The organism is Methanolobus sp. WCC1 (genome assembly GCF_045690315.1).
Taxonomy (GTDB): domain Archaea; phylum Halobacteriota; class Methanosarcinia; order Methanosarcinales; family Methanosarcinaceae; genus Methanolobus; species Methanolobus tindarius.
Genome location: NZ_CP146979.1, coordinates 2,601,604 through 2,617,249, shown reverse-complemented (window position 1 = coordinate 2,617,249; position 15,646 = coordinate 2,601,604). Strand labels below are relative to the sequence as shown.

18 protein-coding genes and 1 tRNA gene are annotated in these 15,646 nt (G+C 39.8%); 7 read left to right on the top strand and 12 right to left on the bottom strand.

What is annotated here, in order from left to right; translation table 11 throughout:
* The first annotated feature begins 151 nt into the window (after positions 1 to 151).
* The 5 genes from V7O61_RS12365 (at position 152) to V7O61_RS12345 (ending at position 4,372) form a co-directional block, all read left to right on the top strand.
* The gene (locus V7O61_RS12365) at positions 152 to 856 is read left to right on the top strand and encodes an ABC transporter ATP-binding protein (protein WP_407281620.1); all 705 of its coding nucleotides are present in this window, start codon (positions 152 to 154) and stop codon (positions 854 to 856) included.
* 12 nt (positions 857 to 868) lie between these two features.
* Positions 869 to 2,128, top strand: coding sequence for a COG1361 S-layer family protein (locus V7O61_RS12360; RefSeq protein ID WP_407281621.1), 1,260 nt, complete (start codon positions 869 to 871; stop codon positions 2,126 to 2,128).
* Positions 2,129 to 2,150: 22 nt separating this feature from the next.
* Complete coding sequence (locus tag V7O61_RS12355; RefSeq protein ID WP_407281623.1) at positions 2,151 to 3,365, top strand: ABC transporter permease; 1,215 nt, start codon at positions 2,151 to 2,153, stop codon at positions 3,363 to 3,365.
* A gap of 47 nt (positions 3,366 to 3,412) precedes the next feature.
* Positions 3,413 to 3,649 (top strand): PLDc N-terminal domain-containing protein, encoded by a 237-nt coding sequence (locus V7O61_RS12350; protein ID WP_407281624.1) that lies wholly within the window; start codon positions 3,413 to 3,415, stop codon positions 3,647 to 3,649.
* 108 nt (positions 3,650 to 3,757) lie between these two features.
* On the top strand, positions 3,758 to 4,372 hold the full coding sequence (locus V7O61_RS12345; protein ID WP_407281625.1) for a sensor domain-containing protein: 615 nt from the start codon (positions 3,758 to 3,760) through the stop codon (positions 4,370 to 4,372).
* Between the two features lie 73 nt (positions 4,373 to 4,445).
* On the opposite strand, the gene V7O61_RS12340 is transcribed toward V7O61_RS12345, so the two are convergent.
* A complete protein-coding gene (locus tag V7O61_RS12340; protein ID WP_023845688.1) occupies positions 4,446 to 4,721 on the bottom strand; it encodes a MarR family transcriptional regulator in 276 nt (91 codons plus the stop codon).
* Positions 4,722 to 4,870: 149 nt separating this feature from the next.
* Here V7O61_RS12340 and V7O61_RS12335 point away from each other — a divergent pair, with 149 nt between their 5' ends.
* A complete protein-coding gene (locus tag V7O61_RS12335) occupies positions 4,871 to 5,383 on the top strand; it encodes a response regulator (protein ID WP_023845689.1) in 513 nt (170 codons plus the stop codon).
* Between the two features lie 101 nt (positions 5,384 to 5,484).
* On the top strand, positions 5,485 to 7,146 hold the full coding sequence (locus V7O61_RS12330) for an ATP-binding protein (protein ID WP_407281626.1): 1,662 nt from the start codon (positions 5,485 to 5,487) through the stop codon (positions 7,144 to 7,146).
* An 82-nt stretch (positions 7,147 to 7,228) separates the two neighbouring features.
* Here V7O61_RS12330 and V7O61_RS12325 read toward each other — a convergent pair whose 3' ends face one another.
* The 11 genes from V7O61_RS12325 to priS form a co-directional block, all read right to left on the bottom strand.
* Positions 7,229 to 8,845: a PAS domain-containing sensor histidine kinase gene (locus V7O61_RS12325; RefSeq protein ID WP_407281627.1), complete on the bottom strand. Its 1,617-nt coding sequence runs from the start codon at positions 8,843 to 8,845 to the stop codon at positions 7,229 to 7,231.
* A 383-nt stretch (positions 8,846 to 9,228) separates the two neighbouring features.
* Complete coding sequence (locus V7O61_RS12320; protein ID WP_407281628.1) at positions 9,229 to 9,735, bottom strand: PH domain-containing protein; 507 nt, start codon at positions 9,733 to 9,735, stop codon at positions 9,229 to 9,231.
* A 328-nt stretch (positions 9,736 to 10,063) separates the two neighbouring features.
* Positions 10,064 to 10,180, bottom strand: a tRNA-Ser gene (locus V7O61_RS12315).
* 48 nt (positions 10,181 to 10,228) lie between these two features.
* Complete coding sequence (locus V7O61_RS12310; RefSeq protein ID WP_407281629.1) at positions 10,229 to 11,449, bottom strand: TIGR00375 family protein; 1,221 nt, start codon at positions 11,447 to 11,449, stop codon at positions 10,229 to 10,231.
* A 5-nt stretch (positions 11,450 to 11,454) separates the two neighbouring features.
* A complete protein-coding gene (locus tag V7O61_RS12305; RefSeq protein WP_407281630.1) occupies positions 11,455 to 12,231 on the bottom strand; it encodes a proteasome assembly chaperone family protein in 777 nt (258 codons plus the stop codon).
* On the bottom strand, positions 12,228 to 12,347 hold the full coding sequence (locus V7O61_RS12300; RefSeq protein ID WP_407347490.1) for a nucleolar RNA-binding Nop10p family protein: 120 nt from the start codon (positions 12,345 to 12,347) through the stop codon (positions 12,228 to 12,230). Before V7O61_RS12300 ends, V7O61_RS12305 begins: the two co-directional genes overlap by 4 nt.
* Positions 12,348 to 12,398: 51 nt before the next feature.
* Positions 12,399 to 13,196, bottom strand: a complete 798-nt coding sequence (locus V7O61_RS12295) for a translation initiation factor IF-2 subunit alpha (RefSeq protein WP_023845696.1) — start codon at positions 13,194 to 13,196, stop codon at positions 12,399 to 12,401.
* Between the two features lie 16 nt (positions 13,197 to 13,212).
* Complete coding sequence (locus V7O61_RS12290) at positions 13,213 to 13,392, bottom strand: 30S ribosomal protein S27e (RefSeq protein ID WP_023845697.1); 180 nt, start codon at positions 13,390 to 13,392, stop codon at positions 13,213 to 13,215.
* Between the two features lie 5 nt (positions 13,393 to 13,397).
* The gene (locus V7O61_RS12285) at positions 13,398 to 13,676 is read right to left on the bottom strand and encodes a 50S ribosomal protein L44e (RefSeq protein ID WP_023845698.1); all 279 of its coding nucleotides are present in this window, start codon (positions 13,674 to 13,676) and stop codon (positions 13,398 to 13,400) included.
* 28 nt (positions 13,677 to 13,704) lie between these two features.
* Positions 13,705 to 14,403, bottom strand: coding sequence for a hypothetical protein (locus V7O61_RS12280; protein ID WP_407281632.1), 699 nt, complete (start codon positions 14,401 to 14,403; stop codon positions 13,705 to 13,707).
* Positions 14,393 to 15,565 (bottom strand): DNA primase catalytic subunit PriS, encoded by a 1,173-nt coding sequence (priS, locus tag V7O61_RS12275; RefSeq protein ID WP_407281633.1) that lies wholly within the window; start codon positions 15,563 to 15,565, stop codon positions 14,393 to 14,395. Before priS ends, V7O61_RS12280 begins: the two co-directional genes overlap by 11 nt.
* Positions 15,566 to 15,646: the final 81 nt, after the last annotated feature.

The window sequence follows — 15,646 nt, the reverse complement described above, 5'->3', positions numbered from 1 at the left end:
TCAGTTTACAATATGCCTTTTGCTAACCTATTTAGAACTATATATTTCTAAATGCGCAAACCTGACTATCTGTAGAAAGGTTTAAGTATTTTCTTCGCATTGACTGATTTGTCGATAAATAGTCGAGTTGGACGTACAAAGGTGAATATAAATGGCTGGTTGTAATGTGCAAAACCCTGAAATTGGAAATGTAATAGATATTCAGGGTCTGAAGAAGAGTTATTTCCTTGGAAACCTGGAAGTACCAATACTTCACGGGATAGACCTGTGTATTAAACAAGGGGAATTTGTGGCTATCATGGGTCCGTCAGGTTCCGGGAAAAGTACTCTGATGAATATGATCGGCTGTCTTGACAGGCCTACAAGCGGAAAAGTAATGCTTATGGGTAAGGACACAAATGCCATCACAGACAACGAGCTCGCAGAGCTCAGAGGTTTTGAAATCGGTTTTGTTTTCCAGAATTTCAATCTTATACCACGACTCAGTGCTTATGAGAATGTTTTGCTTCCAACTTATTCCAACACAAAAAAAGGAATGGACACGTCAGGACGGGCACGAGACCTGCTGAAGCTGGTAGGTCTCGATGACCGTATAAGTCACAAACCTGCGGAGTTGTCAGGTGGGCAAAGACAGAGAGTTGCAATTGCCAGGTCTCTGATAAACGATCCGTCACTGATTCTCGCAGATGAACCAACTGGAAATCTTGATTCCAAAACAAGTGTTGAGATTATGGATATTTTCTCTGATTTGCATCAGAAAGGGCGTACCATCGTTATGATTACACACGATCCGGAAATGGAGCAGTATGTTGACAGAGTTGTCCGTATAATGGACGGAAATATCGGCAATAATTGAGGGTGGTTTTATATGAATTTCATTAATCTTTCAGATATTGAAGGAATGATCAGAAGATCATTTTACATTTTACTCTGCATAGCTTTATTAAGTACTTCTTCCATTATGCCGGTCTCAGCAGATTCGGCACCTAACATGAAGGTTGATATAATCGACTACGAGCCTTTCCCGGCTCAGATAGGTGAGTATGTTGATGTCAGAGTAAAAATTGAGAATACGGGTTTTGGACGTGCAGATGCAGTTTCCATTAAGATGGAGCCTGAATACCCATTCTCACTGGATTCCCAGAACAATGCTGTGGAATTCATAGGTATATTATCTCCTGATGATGCGGCGGTACACGAATACCGCTTGTATGTGGACGAGAGCGCAAAGGTAGGCACAGGCACAGTTGATGTCTATTACCAGGTCTATGAGGGTGGATCATGGTATAAGTCCTCCTTTGACTTAAACGTCGGTTCCAGCACTTTTGATAGTAAAGGAACCATTGAACTAACCGATATCTCCTGTGATCCTGTGGTATTTATGCCGGGAGATATCGGTACAGTCACTTTCACTCTTACTAATACAGCAACAGAGAATTCTGTAACTATTGATGGTGAGGACTACGACACAAATGCACGTGTCCAGTCTGCGGTTCTCCAGGGCAGTGATGGCGGCATTGGTGTTACAAGTGAAAGTTACACCGGCTCCGGTGTAATCGGTCCTGGTGACTCCATAACACTCAGCTACAATGTTGAAATTGCAGACGATGTGACAGATGGCACCTATTATCTGGACTTTTCAATGGTTGGAAATTCCCACTCCTATAATAACAACTGGAGAATTCCTGTAAAGATTGATTCAGCTTCTGTGAAAGTTATTCCTTCAAAGCCAATGGAGCTTACAAACGGAGAAGGAACTCTTGAGTTCGATGTTGCCAACATGCACCCAAATTCACTAAGCTCTGTAAGTGTAAAGTTAAGTGCTGATGGCATTGATTTCGCTCCGGAAGAATACTTTGTCGGAGCAATGGATTCTGATGAGCTTTTCACAATAGAAGTGGACGCAAAAACAGACCTCACAGGCGAAGTTGTTCCTGTAACCATCACTGTGGAATACAGAAACGGAATTAACGAACACATTACAGAGGTTGCTGTCCGCGAAGTGAAGCTTAATACTGAAGAGGAAGGCAGTGGTGCAAGTATTGCTGTTGGAGCAATCATGGTTCTGTTGATGCTGGGTGTGCCTGCGGTAGTGTTCATGAAACGCAGAAAGCAGAACAACAACTAACTTCAGGTGAACAGGTGAGATTATGCTGAGTCTGAAACATTCATTCAGAATGGCTGTAGGAAGCATCAGCAGCTCTAAACTGAGGTCTGCACTGACAACACTTGGAATTGTCATAGGTGTGGCTGCGGTTATTGCAAATGTATCACTGGGTGCAAGTTTTAACCAGTACTTTACAGAAGAGATTGGTTCTGTAGGCAACAATTTCATAATAATAGAGGGCAAGGTTTCAAATCTCTTTCATGATTCTGAAATGGAGATCATAAAAAACACTCCTGGTATTGTTGGAGTTTCTCCACTGAGTCAGGAGGTTGCTGAAGTTACATATCTCTCAACTTCCCGACAGATAACTGTTCAGGGAGTTTCTGAGGATTATGAACAGGTTGGTAATATCCAGATGGAAAGTGGCACTTTCATAAATGACAAGGACAAGTATGTGGCTGTCATAGGTCATGATGTTGCATACGATAAGTTTGATCGTAAGATATCCAACAAAAATACCATTGAGCTTAGTTTCATAAGACCCGATGGTGAAGTTGTAACACAGAAATTCAAGGTAAAAGGTATTGTTGCCAGTCCTGAAACAACATTCGTTCAAAGCGGTATAGAACCCGATGACAGGATTTTCATTCCTATAGAAACAATGAATGAGATAATGGATCAGGATTACTACTGGGGTTACTTTGCAGCGGCTACAAGTCTGGAATCCATTGACGATGTGACCGATGAGCTTGACAAGAGGCTTGCAAGAGATCTTGGAGTTCCGTTCAGGGATCTTGATAATGAAGATGCTAAGCCTTATGCTCTTACGAACCAGGGTGAGATTCTGGAAGAAGTTAACCAGCTATCTGCGGTATTGGGTTCACTGCTGACATCGGTTGCCCTGATATCACTTATAGTCGGTTCCATAGGTATCATGAATATCATGCTTGTCACAGTGACTGAAAGGACAGGAGAAATTGGTATTATGAAATCTCTTGGTTTTAAAAATCATGAGGTTCTGTCCCTTTTCATGGTAGAGTCCATAGTTGTAGGACTATTCGGTGGTGTTCTGGGTATTGTGCTTGGTGTGGTAGGTGCATATGCTGCGGATACTGCAATGGGACTGCCATATGTGTTCCCGGTAGATATGATTCTTATTGGAATGTTGGTCTCAGTTATAGTAGGCTTGCTTGCAGGTATTTATCCTGCCAATAAGGCCGCAAGGATGAATCCGGTAGATGCACTGCGTCATGAATAACGGGTAATGAAACGAAAATTTAAGGAAAAATCAAAGGAGATATTTAGATGTTCGATATGTTTGGAATGACGGTTTCATTCTTTTTGTTTATATTTTTCTTCGGATTCGGGATAATCGGGACTTTGTTCTGGTTGTGGATGCTTATTGACTGTGCTACAAAAGAGCCATCAGAAGGAAATGACAAACTTATCTGGATAATTATTATAGTTTTCACACATGTGCTTGGTGCTCTTGTGTACTTCGTTATCAGGAGACCAAAAAGAATTCAGGAGTATGGGAAATAATTTCCTCTACAGGTAATTCTGAAAGATGGCAGTATTCAGGAATGGTTATATATTTACAAATTTCACAGGACGCACAATTAATTTAACTAAAATGGATGAGGATAAAAAATGTCAGAGGTAGATGTTGCTATTCGGGAATTTTTAATGGTTGCTTTCAGGAAGCAGACCTATCTGAATATTCTCTATCTTCTGTTTTCCTTTCCTCTGGGTACTGCCTACTTTATATTTTTGGTAACAGGCTTATCCTTTGGCTTTGGCCTGCTGCTTGTATGGGTAGGGATTCCTGTTATTTTGCTAATATTCCTGGCATGGTGGGAGATTGCATCATTTGAACGACAAATGGCTATCTGGTTATTGGGAACTGAGATTCCTTCAATGTATTCACAATCTCTTTATGGAGGTAGTATTCTTCAAAGATTTGTAAAGAGGGTAAAGAGTCCGGTTACCTGGAAATCTCTTATATTCCTGCTGATAAAATTCCCTCTGGGGATATTCTCACTGGTGCTTATGATAGTACTATTGAGCCTCACTCTTACAATGCTTTTTACTCCTGTGCTCTATTTACTTGGTGTGAGTGAGGTTAATTCGGTCTTTGAAGCATTTATTGTTTCACTTGCAGGCATGTTTGTGGGTTTTGTGTCTTTGCACGTGCTGAACTTGCTGGCTACAATATCAGGTAGTTTTGCAAGACTAATGCTGAGCAGTTCTGAAAAACAATTATAATGATCGAGGTTGCCGGTTATTCAATCACTCTTTGAATATAATACATAAAAGGTTATAACTTCCAGCAAATATGTTACATTTTGTTCAGACGGTCATAGAAATCAAGAATAAGCTTTGTTTTTTCATTTTCAAGATTAAGCCTGAAAGTCCTTATTTGCTTACCAAGTGGTTTTTCAATTACAATGTCACTTTTGATAAGTGGAGTTATGACTCTTGCAACACTGGAATGTGACAAACCGGTTTCATCTGCAATGCCGGAAAGATAAGTTGATTCTTCCTTATGTGCGATGAGGTTTTTTAATACCGTCATCTGGGCAGTTTTTCCAAATATCTCTTCCAGCGCGTCCATTGGTATCTTAATTAAATATTCCGTTATGGCTTATAAGATTTTCTTTTATCGGACAGGTTGTTTACAAAAACAGAAACCCTCTCATATTTAGAAAGGTTTTAATAATATCATCCAACTATAATTTATGAGCTCATTCAGGTAGAATAATCATGCAAGCAGAAAACATTAGTGGAAAGATTCTTTCACTCATGGAGGAGAATCCGGAAATAACTGTAACGGCGATTTCTGAAAAGTTATCAATATCGGAAGATAAAGTAGAGGAAATTCTTAAAAGTATGTCTGATACGAGACAGAAGGTCCTTATTGTTGATGATGAGATGGATGCCCTGATTTCCCTGAAAGTTGCTCTGGAAGCTGAAGGCTATAATGTTGCTGAAGCAAAAGATGGTCATGAAGCTATTGATAAAGTACATTCCGAACTACCTGATGCGATACTCCTGGACCTTATGATACCCGGTATAGATGGTTTTGAGGTTTGCAGGCAGTTAAAATCCGATGATATGTATCGTCATATCCCTGTTATCATGCTTACAGCCCGTGGTGAGATTGACGACAAGGTAGAAGGCATTGAACTTGGTGCAGATGACTACGTAACCAAGCCATTTAACCTGAAAGAACTTAAGGCACGTGTAAAGATGGTCCTGCGAAGGCAGGATGTCTGAATATTTTTAATTTATCTATGTGGAACCGTAAAAGCAAATGGAATCTCATACTTTTTGCTGCAGTAGTTTTGCTTTTGATAAGTTCCATCTTTTTTCTCTGGATGAAGACCAACATAGAGGTCAGGTCAGTTGTTGAGGAACAATATCAGAACCAGCAGTTGTTGCTTACAAGACATGTTGCCAGTAGTATAGAACAAACTCTCAATGAGAGGGTATCGCTTCTTGAAGTTATTGCCAAAAAAGATTCGGGTGTTCCGGATGACAATTTTGAATCGGACCTGAGGAGTGTGTATGATATTGCCGGCTTGTTCTATGTTGTGGAATATGTTGCGGAAAACGGTACTATTGTATCAGGTTATCCGGAAGAATCTGTTCCAATAGGTTTCAATCTTTTTGAACATGGGCAATCCCGTGCTTTTGAATATGTGAATGAGACCGGAGAGGTTTATATTACAGATCCTCTGAAACTCATGGAGGGAAATTACGGGTCTTTTATATGGGTTCCTGTTTATGAGGAAAATGTCTTCAGGGGAGCTTTTATTGCCATTATCAAAGAGACCGATCTGAAAGATCGGTATGTTGTTGAATCTAATTCTTCAAGTTACGCATATCTTATTGATGAACGTGGAAGGATACTGTATGAAGGCAACCAGGAATATGAGCGAGGTGCTCTTTATGCAGATGTTTTTGGTTCCGATGCATCAGGATTACAGGAAATTATAGCAGACCAGGTTGATGGTTTTGAAGGTAATGGAAAATATTTCCTGCTTGAAAACGGAACTATATATGAAGAAAGACTTGTTTCCTATTCTCCAATCCAGTGGTACAACCAGAAGTGGTCACTTGCACTGACAAGTCCTTCATCAGAAGTTGACCGCTTGATTGTTTCAGTTTACCTGAAGCTTTTTATTGTGGCAATGGTTTCGGTTATTTTCATTATTTTTGTAAGTTCATTCCTGGTTATCATTCTCTATAACTGGAGCAAGAGTCTTGAAAAAGAGGTGGGTGTGAAGACTCAGGAACTGAAAGAATCCAATGAATCACTGAGGTCTGCAAATACAAAGCTCAAAGAACTTGACCGCCTGAAAACAGAATTCCTCTCGGTTGTATCCCATGAACTAAAAACTCCCCTGACAGCCATGAGAACTTCCAGTGAGTTCCTGCGGGAAAGTGATGAATGTGATATTTCTATTCGAAGAAAAATGCTTGATATCATTATCAGGAATATTGACAGGCAGTCAAGAATGGTGGATGATCTACTGGACATATCAAGAATTGAATCCAACCGGATGAAATTCCATCAGGAAACTATGGACATCAGTAAAGCTATTCGTTGTTCGCTTGAAATGCTCTCTTCAAATCTCAAAGATAAAAACATGAACGTACTGGTTGAACTTCCTGATGATCTGTCATCAGTTTACACTGATAAAGATAAACTGGTTCAGGTTTTTGTAAATCTCCTGAACAATGCTGTAAAATTCAGTAAAAATAATGGTAATATCAGGATATATGCACAGGAAGATGGTGACTTTGTCAGGATAAGTGTTAGTGACGATGGAATTGGTATGAGTTCTGATGAGCTGGATAAAATATTTGACAAATTCTATCAGATAGACAGCACTTCTACCCGCAAAGTAGGTGGAAGCGGTCTTGGTCTTTCCATTGTAAAAGGTATAATTGAAGGTCAGGGTGGCACTATATCTGCTACAAGTGAACCTGGTAATGGCAGCACTTTTGTATTTACATTAAAAAAATCAATGTGAAGAATTGATTAATAATAGTTTATAGTTTCATAGATTAAAACTGATACTAGGTGTATTTTTCTACAATATTCTGCCCAATCATTCAGTCTAATATTTGATCACTGTTAATTGGAATAGTAAAACTGAAATTACTTCCCTTATTGATCTCGGTTTCCACTTTCACTTTTCCGCCATTCATTTCTACGAATTCTTTTACAATACTGAGGCCAAGCCCTGCTCCTTCGAATTTGCGATTAAGCGACGAGTCAATTTGTGAAAATGGCTGGAACAACTTTTCGATATTTTCTTCTTCAATCCCAATACCATCATCTTTAACAGAAACGTTAAGATTCTGGTCTTCTTTGGCTACGTTTACTTCAATGTTTCCACATTCATCAGTAAATTTAATGGCATTATTTATCAGGTTGTAGAGAACAGTCTTGAACTTGTTCTTATCGGCCTTTATTGTCTTTATGTCTTCATCTATGCAAAACTGCAGATCTATATGCTTTTTCTTTGCCATTGGAAGTGTGGAATTCTTTATGTCTTTGATTATAACAGGTACTGAAAACTCTTTAATATCCAGTTCGATTTTTCCTTCTTCGATTGCTGACAGCTCTATCATTGAGTTGAGAAGAAGAAGTAGACGGTTTCCACTTCTTTTGACAACTTCCAGATACTCTTTTTGCTCTTTGCTTGTTGTCCCGACATAGTCTTCATGTAAAAGATCAGAGTATCCAATTATGAGATTAAGGGGTGTTCGTAGTTCATGACTTATATTTGAAAGGAACTGTCTTTTGGTACGGCTTGCATTTTCAGATATCAGCTTGGCAAAAACAAGTGCCTGTTCGGCTTTCTTCCTTTCAGTGATGTCATTGCCTGACGATAATACTCCTGTTACATTTCCGTATTCATCTTTCATGGCAATGTTATGCCATGCAAATATTCTCTCCCCTTCTTTTGTCATAATACGTGCTTCAAAATAGGGTTTGAATGGATCTTTACCCAGAATAAATTTATTATAATCTTTTTTCCACCGTTCTTTTAATTCATCAGGATATGCGAGCTCAAACCAGTTGTTTGAGATGATTTTACATTCTTCACATCCGAATATTTCGCATCCTCTCTTATTTATCAGTTTGATATTACCTTCAGTATCAATGGCTACTATAATCACGCCTACAATGTCAAGATAATTCTGTGCCCGGTCTCTTTCTTCTTTCAGTCTGACTTCAACCTGTTTGAGCCGTGCGATATCAACCATCAGGCCATTGATCCCTTTGAATTCCCCATCCTTTATTATTGGCCTGGATGTGGTGTGGACATAGCTGATATTTCCATCTTTTTTGACTATCCTGAACATATATGGCTTATGTTCACCGGAGACTGTTTTCTCAATATCCTCAAGCAGACCGCAGATATCATCGGGATGTACGTGTTTTATAAAATGTGTACCCAGAACTTCTTCTATAGTATAACCTGTTATGTTTTCGATAGCTGGGTTAATGTATGTGAATAATCCTTCAGTATCGACTGAAAAAAGTACATCGTTGAGGTTGTTTAGTCTTTCACTATAGAACTCTTCTGTTTCTTTGAGTTTTGATTCGGTAAATTCCAGTTGTTTAGTAAGATTCGCAATTTTTTTATTAAGCTCTTTTACTAAATTGTGATCATCTTGCTCACTCTTTTCTTCATTCCATGTATCTTTTTTTGCTATCATTTGCCTGGAAACCGCCATATAAGTAGTGTATTTTGTAATGGGATTCTTTTCTCACCATTGTTTCCTATGTCGAGTCAAAGTTTACTGCAATTGGCATTAACTCCACTATTTCCACTATTAAGTCTGTTGACTTTTAGCCATACTACTTCCTGCACAGAAAATGGCAAATGAACTATATTATATTGTACCCGTATTCCCAGCTAATTTTAATGCCTGTAATGTTCTCTGATGTGCTTCGATTTAGGAAATCCCTCCGCAGGTATTATCTTAATAATTTCTGAATATTATATATAAATATTTATCCACTGGTATATGTTATCATATTTATGTAATAAAAAAAGATAGGTATTCAGTAAAAGCTCTACAAAAAATAAAGCTTTAGTTCATATTCCAAGAAGTTGTTTTTTCTTTGCAGTGAATTCTTCGTTTGTTATAATTCCTTGTTTGTTCAGATTGGATAACTTCTTGATATGTTCTATTGTGTCATGACTACCTGTGACCTGACATTTTTTGTTGCGGATTATTTCACTTATGTATAATTTTGTCTTCCTGACAAATTCTTCGGCATTTTCATTTAAGGGAATAAGTGTGACCTTGAGGCTACTAATACTGTCCTGCATTTGTATGTTTGCTCCCAGAATTCCTTTTTCAAAAGCGATGTTGCTGATTTCTTCCAGCGGATACATTTTAGATCTGTAATATCCACTTTTTCGTTTGTAGTGGAACAATATTCTCTCAGGTGTAAGCACGAGTACTCCTTTAAGTAGATCTGATTTTTCCCCGAAAAGCATTCCATTTACAGTGCCGGTTACTGCATCAATGATCTCTTCTTTTTCTCCCAGTACCTTTTCAATTTCTCTCATTCTTCCTTTTGTGCATTTACTGATCATTATGAATCCCACACAGTATGATGTATTTTAGGCATAATTCTAGCCTTTTTAATTGTAATTTGCTGATAATTTACTTCAGTTCATCAGTTGATAATTTACTTAGTTTATATCTTCTTTTAGATATAATCTCACTAATATAAAAAAATACTCTATCAAATTTTTATGCACATTTTCAACATGACTGCATGATATGCTCATGTTTTTTATAATCGTTTTTTCACACCGATTTCTAAAAAAGTAATCATCGATGATATTCTTAATTATCAAAAAAGTAAAATTTCATTTGTAATATTCAATAAAGAGCAACTGATTTTACAATCGTAAATGACGCCGAGGTTGGGATTCGAACCCAAGCACTCCTTCCGGAGAAACCGGTCTCGAGCCAGTCGCGTTTGGACTCCGGGGCTGTTAAGCCAAACGGATTAGTCCGCTCTGCCACCTCGGCACAGTGAATTTGAAGGTCTTAATGTCTTAAAAATGTATCGAACAAATATTAAAAGTCAAAAAGGGAACTCTGGCTTTTTTTCGGAGCAATTTCTTCTTTAGTATCAGTCTCTTCCGGTATCGCGATATGGCCGTATTGACCGCCGCCACCAGGGTGGACTATAAGTTTCTTTTCCCGAAAGGCAATTATTGCCTTTGAAATGCGTTTGTCAAGGAATGCCATGTCATCAATTTCTGCATTCAGGAGGACATTGAGTTCATTGCCATATAGTTCCATCAGGCCGTTCCATGCAGTCTGCACTCCTTTAGTATTAATGCTGGCATGCCCCAGTGCAGTCATTATTATTTCAGAAAGAGGCATCAAGTGTATGTAAGGAGGCCTATGCTGCGGATGTTTCGGAGTGTCAAAATCGGCCAGCTCATTTACTCTGTCCTTTACCCCTTTCTTAATAAGGCCACCGCAGTTGTTGCATTTCCATTTAAGTTCCTGGCATTGTTCCAGAGTATAATGTGTATAGCATTTAATACAGGCAGATTCGTTGTATTTTCCTTCCTGCGGATAGAAACCTGCATTGTATGTTACTCCATATCCTTCTTCCCTGAGTATAGCTTTCCGCAGTCCCTCAAAAGATGGTTCCGGGACATTTATCTGGTTGAACTCTCTTGCCAGTTTGTTAGACCAGGGCGAATGTGCATCCGAATTTGAGAGAAAAGTAAGTCTGTGCAGTTCCTCGATTCTGTCAGCATAGTCGCTGTCAGCACTGAGCCCAAGTTCAAGGAATGAAATGTAGTCTGTCATATCTCCGTAACAGCTTTTCAATGAATCGTGATATGCATAAAGTGCTGTCCATGGAGTAAATGCATGGCATGGGCCAATGAGCGCTTCAATGTCTTTTGCAATCTCGGCTATCTCGCATCCGTTGAGCCTTACAGTCGGGCGGCCGTCTGCTGCAAGGTTACAGTACTTGCTGATATTCTCTGCAAGCTCTTCAGCTTTAGATATTGAGGGCAGCAATAACAGGTGGTGAACGCGGCTGCTATCCTCTATTTCAGTAGTGATTATAAAATTAGTTTTTCCAATGGCTATCGCTTCATCATCAATTGATGCTTTCTTGATTTCCTTAAGCCAAAGGGGATGGGTGCAATCTCCCGTTGCAACCAAGTCTATGCCTTTTTTCGCTGCTTCTTCTGCCATTACTGGCAGTTCCATTTTATTCGAACAAGCCATCGAATATCTGGAATGCAGGTGAAGGTCGGCATTGATTAACATCGTAATTAGCCAATGTATCTCAGGTCTTCATCTTTGGCAGTGCTCATTTCGGGCATGGCTTTTTGTTGCTGCTCCACTTCCTTAAGCCTCGCAACTATTTTTTCCATTTCCTTGGCACGCTCTTCAAGTGGACCAACGTCAATGTCAATGTCAAATACCTTGCATATGACTTTGAGGAGTGACTGTGCACTCTTTGGGTCTACAAGATAACCTGAAGTAAGTCCCATGAGACAGGCCGCATCTATTTTCTTGAACTTGCAAAGTCCAAGCAGAAGACCGGATGCCCCAACGATTCCTCCTCCGGGTTCGTTTTCTTTGAAGTTGACTCCGTACTCTTTAAGTTCATCAATAAGCTCGATGTTATTGACCGCTCCAAGTACTTCATCAGTATGAGTAAGTTGTCCTGTTGGGAATCCTCCAAGAGTGTATATTCTCTTAACGCCGAATTCCATTGCAAGATCAAGGTAAAGTGTACAAAGTTTGTAATGACCTTCTGTTGAAGAACTTTGATGGTCACCTATTAGTGCAATAATATCGTGTTTTTCCGTGTGGCAAACAAACATCTCGTTGTTAACAAGCTGTATTTCGCTGTTTTCATCAACAAGAACCTGAGGTGGGAAATGGTGTGAATATATCTCCAGAAGTTTCTCTGCTTCAAGCTCTTCCACCAGATGTTCGGCAACAAGTTTTCCTACGTGCCCTACTCCTGGCAGACCAACAATAAGCACTGGATTGTTAAGCTCCACATCTTCTTTTATGTGTATTACCTCTATTTCTTTCACAGGTTACCCTCCCTTCTTGCTATCCTGCGGTATTTGCCATATGGATCCAGTGGGGAAAATCTTGCAGGTTGTGGCCTGAATGTATCCAAGCCACATTTCGAGCAGATAGCCTCCAACGTATATCTGCCACAATTCCTGCATTTGTAGATCTTCTGTCCCAAAGGGTCTCACGCCTTAACGGTGTCGTTATGCCTGTGGAATTCACCTTTTCCACCAAGCTTTTCAATAGTATCAATAGCTGCTTTTGAGGACTTCTTCAGCACGGATTCAGCTTTCTTGTAGTCTGGAGCAATAACCTTGATTCTGTATCTTGGTGCACCAGTATAACTGATGTCTATCTTTACTCCTTCCTCCTCAATTTTATTTCCTGCTTCAAGAGCCATTTTAATGATCTCTATTCCATCAGGCAGGTAACAATTGAGGTCGATGTATCCGGCGATGTCTACAAATGGCAGTTTAATATTGCTCTGAGCAACCTTTACGATGCTAGTGACAATCTTTTTCTTCATTTTGACATCGTTAAAAGCATCTTCGCCACTAATGGCTGCTTCTTCGAATGCAGAATAAAGACTGCCAAAACTTTCCAGCAATTTCGGTTTGATTTTATCCATCTCGTCCTTGCTGGTTCCTGTTTCCTCTGAAACGAACTGAAGCCATTTGAAAGCCTTCTGCTCGTTCTTCCAGTCCTGAATCTTTGCACGTTTCTGGTGCTCGTTGACATCTTTAAGGGACAGGTCTATGTGGCGGCGTGAGGAGTCTACATTAAGAACTTTGCAGACTACCTTTTGTCCTTCGCGCACATGGTCTCTTACGTATTTGACCCATCCGGCCTTAATCTCGGATATGTGGATAAAACCTTCTTTTCCACCGAATTCTTCAAGGGTTGTGTATGCACCGAAATCAGTAACATTCTTTACAGTACAGACAACAAAATCCCCGCTTTCAGGCCAGTTGTTATCATCCATTATAAATCACTTTGATTTACTCGAGTACTTCGAGTATGTGTGTTGTGATTGTTGATTTGCCGCCGGTAGGTTCTGCAAGTGTTCTTCCGCATACAAGGCATGTTACCTTGCGGCTTGCACTGCCGAAAATTACCTGCTCGTTCTCACAATCATTGCATTTTACGCGTAAGAATCTGCTTTTTGGTTTGTTAATCATAATAATCACTCTGCGAAATCGAATTTCTTTGCCCTGAAACATGGTCTCTGGTGTGCCTTGTTACATTCTGTGCACCTGTACCTGAGCCATATTCTCTTTGTTGGCTTGTCTCCTCCAGGAACCTTTGAGAACTTTCCACTGTTTCCAATTCCTGTCTGGCGTTTCTTCTGTCTTTCGATACGTGTAAGTGTTGATGCCTTACCCTTCTTTACTCTTTCAACAACATGCTCTGTATGTTTTTTGCATGAAGGGCAGTGTGTTCTGAATCTCTTTGGAATCCTCATTATCTTCACCTAAGGTATGTTATTAATTTTATAGAATCATTTGTGCCACGTTACGTTTAATCAGTCCTTTTGCATTCAGGGCCGGTAAAACGATAACATCTTCGGCATGTAATGTGTAATTGTGATTATCCATAGCCTTGAAAGTAGGCAGGTCCTCCAGTATTCGCACAACAACGAATTCTTTATTTATATTACTTTTGCCTATTTCACCTTTATTGCTGGTGTCAGATGGCATGTCTGTATCCATATTTTCTGGATTTCCAGTATGGTCTGAAGCCATTGCTTCTTCAGTATCATGAACTTTATTATTTGCTGGTGCTTCCTTTTTACCCTTGCTTCCGGCTGCCTGGGGATCAAGGATGGGTACCAGTAATTCGGAACGAGCTGAATTTATTGCGGTAAGAACTGCATCGTACACTTTTTTTTCTTCCGGCAGTAGTTTGCTCATATCCTGGGAAGGCGGCATACTGGAAAATGCATTATTTGTTGCATAACTTATTATCTTGCGGATGCGGCGTATAAAAATTACTTCTATATCGGTAATAGCACTCTGTAATTCGTTGTCAAGCATTTTAGACTCTACTGAGCGTGGATTGTCTATCTTGAATATCTCTTCTTCCAGTTCCTTGAGATATTTCTCAACATCCCTGTAAAAACCAGGATGTAGTGATTTGAGTGTAGAACTTCCTTCATCCCTCAGCACGTTCTTTAGCTCATTACCGTCCATATTCTGCTACACCTCTACACATAAGGTATATTGCGGCATATTCAGGAACTTCCTGTACGCCTTCCTCAACCATGAGGTCTTTACCTTTCATCTGCACTGCAAAAGGTTTAATCACTTTTATTTTTACCGACTTGTCGCTAAATACTACTGCATCATTTAGCGGTTCAAAGGATTCAAGTTCATCAATTGAGAGTGCAGTTACTTTCATCCCTGATTTTCCATGTAGTGAACCCGGAAGCCTGATAAGTCTCTTTATATCTGCGGTGACAGGCTCATCGACACAGGCTGCCATCTGTTCAACCCCCTGATTGACGATAGTCATAAGGATGTCTTTCTTAATGCCTCCAAGAGCATCCATTTTGCCATTTTTAAGCGCAGCAACTCTTGATTCATCCTTAAATGTATCCACAAGCTTTTCTGCGGTGGTTTTTCCAATTCCTTTGAAGCCACTTAGTATCTTAACAGCGTCCTCATCTTTTGCGATTGAACTGAGGTATGTGATAAGATATCGGTTAATTCGTCCACCCCAACCTCCATCATCTTCGGAGGGGAAAACAGACATCTTGGCAGATTCTGCACCAGCATCACCGGAAATATCTTTCTTGGAAAATATCTTTTCAAGATTCAGTCCCTTTGAACTGACGTAATCCACAATTTCCCTTCTCTCCGCACTTCCAAGTGAAAGTACAGACTCTTCACTGATATGGAAATGATAACCTCTACCTCCGGAAAATACTGCATGCACCTGTTCTTCCCTGAATCCGAAATCATCCATCAGGAACTCAAGGAGTTTCAGCGTTTCTCTTTTTCCTTTCTCAAGCATGTCAGCGTAGGAATTTATTCCTCCGGGCAGGTGGTCAGAATCAATATCAAAAATAAGATCGGCTTTGAGCCAGTTCTTCTCTTTCATCTTAGGAGCGCCCGGGTATTCGTAGTATGCAACAGAATAGTATGCATGTGCAGGCCCGATTCCGCGCAGGTAATCATGGAGTTCTCCTTCAGAACCAAAAGCACGGTGTCTTTTCATGAAAGTATCCTGACCGCTGGTAAACTCAATGAAACCCCATTCTCTTGAAGTGAAATCAGGTGGTAACTTTATATCTGCTGTAGAATAGTAGTTCTGGAATGCAGATACTACAAACTGTCTAGTCCTTTCATCCATCTTATGCCTGTAGCTCCTATTTTACAATCGTGCTTTGATATTAAATCTGCTTTATGCGTCATAAACCTTATAGTCACCGTC

Coding starts and splice junctions, on each gene's coding strand:
- V7O61_RS12285 (WP_023845698.1), bottom strand. CDS start 13,676: ATGAGGATTCCAAAGAGATTCAGAACACACTGCCCTTCATGCAAAAAA.
- V7O61_RS12335 (WP_023845689.1), top strand. CDS start 4,871: ATGCAAGCAGAAAACATTAGTGGAAAGATTCTTTCACTCATGGAGGAG.
- V7O61_RS12350 (WP_407281624.1), top strand. CDS start 3,413: ATGTTCGATATGTTTGGAATGACGGTTTCATTCTTTTTGTTTATATTT.
- priS (WP_407281633.1), bottom strand. CDS start 15,565: ATGGATGAAAGGACTAGACAGTTTGTAGTATCTGCATTCCAGAACTAC.
- V7O61_RS12355 (WP_407281623.1), top strand. CDS start 2,151: ATGCTGAGTCTGAAACATTCATTCAGAATGGCTGTAGGAAGCATCAGC.
- V7O61_RS12295 (WP_023845696.1), bottom strand. CDS start 13,196: ATGGATGATAACAACTGGCCTGAAAGCGGGGATTTTGTTGTCTGTACT.
- V7O61_RS12310 (WP_407281629.1), bottom strand. CDS start 11,449: ATGTTAATCAATGCCGACCTTCACCTGCATTCCAGATATTCGATGGCT.
- V7O61_RS12320 (WP_407281628.1), bottom strand. CDS start 9,735: ATGATCAGTAAATGCACAAAAGGAAGAATGAGAGAAATTGAAAAGGTA.
- V7O61_RS12360 (WP_407281621.1), top strand. CDS start 869: ATGAATTTCATTAATCTTTCAGATATTGAAGGAATGATCAGAAGATCA.
- V7O61_RS12330 (WP_407281626.1), top strand. CDS start 5,485: ATGAAGACCAACATAGAGGTCAGGTCAGTTGTTGAGGAACAATATCAG.
- V7O61_RS12340 (WP_023845688.1), bottom strand. CDS start 4,721: ATGGACGCGCTGGAAGAGATATTTGGAAAAACTGCCCAGATGACGGTA.
- V7O61_RS12325 (WP_407281627.1), bottom strand. CDS start 8,845: ATGATAGCAAAAAAAGATACATGGAATGAAGAAAAGAGTGAGCAAGAT.
- V7O61_RS12280 (WP_407281632.1), bottom strand. CDS start 14,403: ATGGACGGTAATGAGCTAAAGAACGTGCTGAGGGATGAAGGAAGTTCT.
- V7O61_RS12365 (WP_407281620.1), top strand. CDS start 152: ATGGCTGGTTGTAATGTGCAAAACCCTGAAATTGGAAATGTAATAGAT.
- V7O61_RS12290 (WP_023845697.1), bottom strand. CDS start 13,392: ATGATTAACAAACCAAAAAGCAGATTCTTACGCGTAAAATGCAATGAT.
- V7O61_RS12345 (WP_407281625.1), top strand. CDS start 3,758: ATGTCAGAGGTAGATGTTGCTATTCGGGAATTTTTAATGGTTGCTTTC.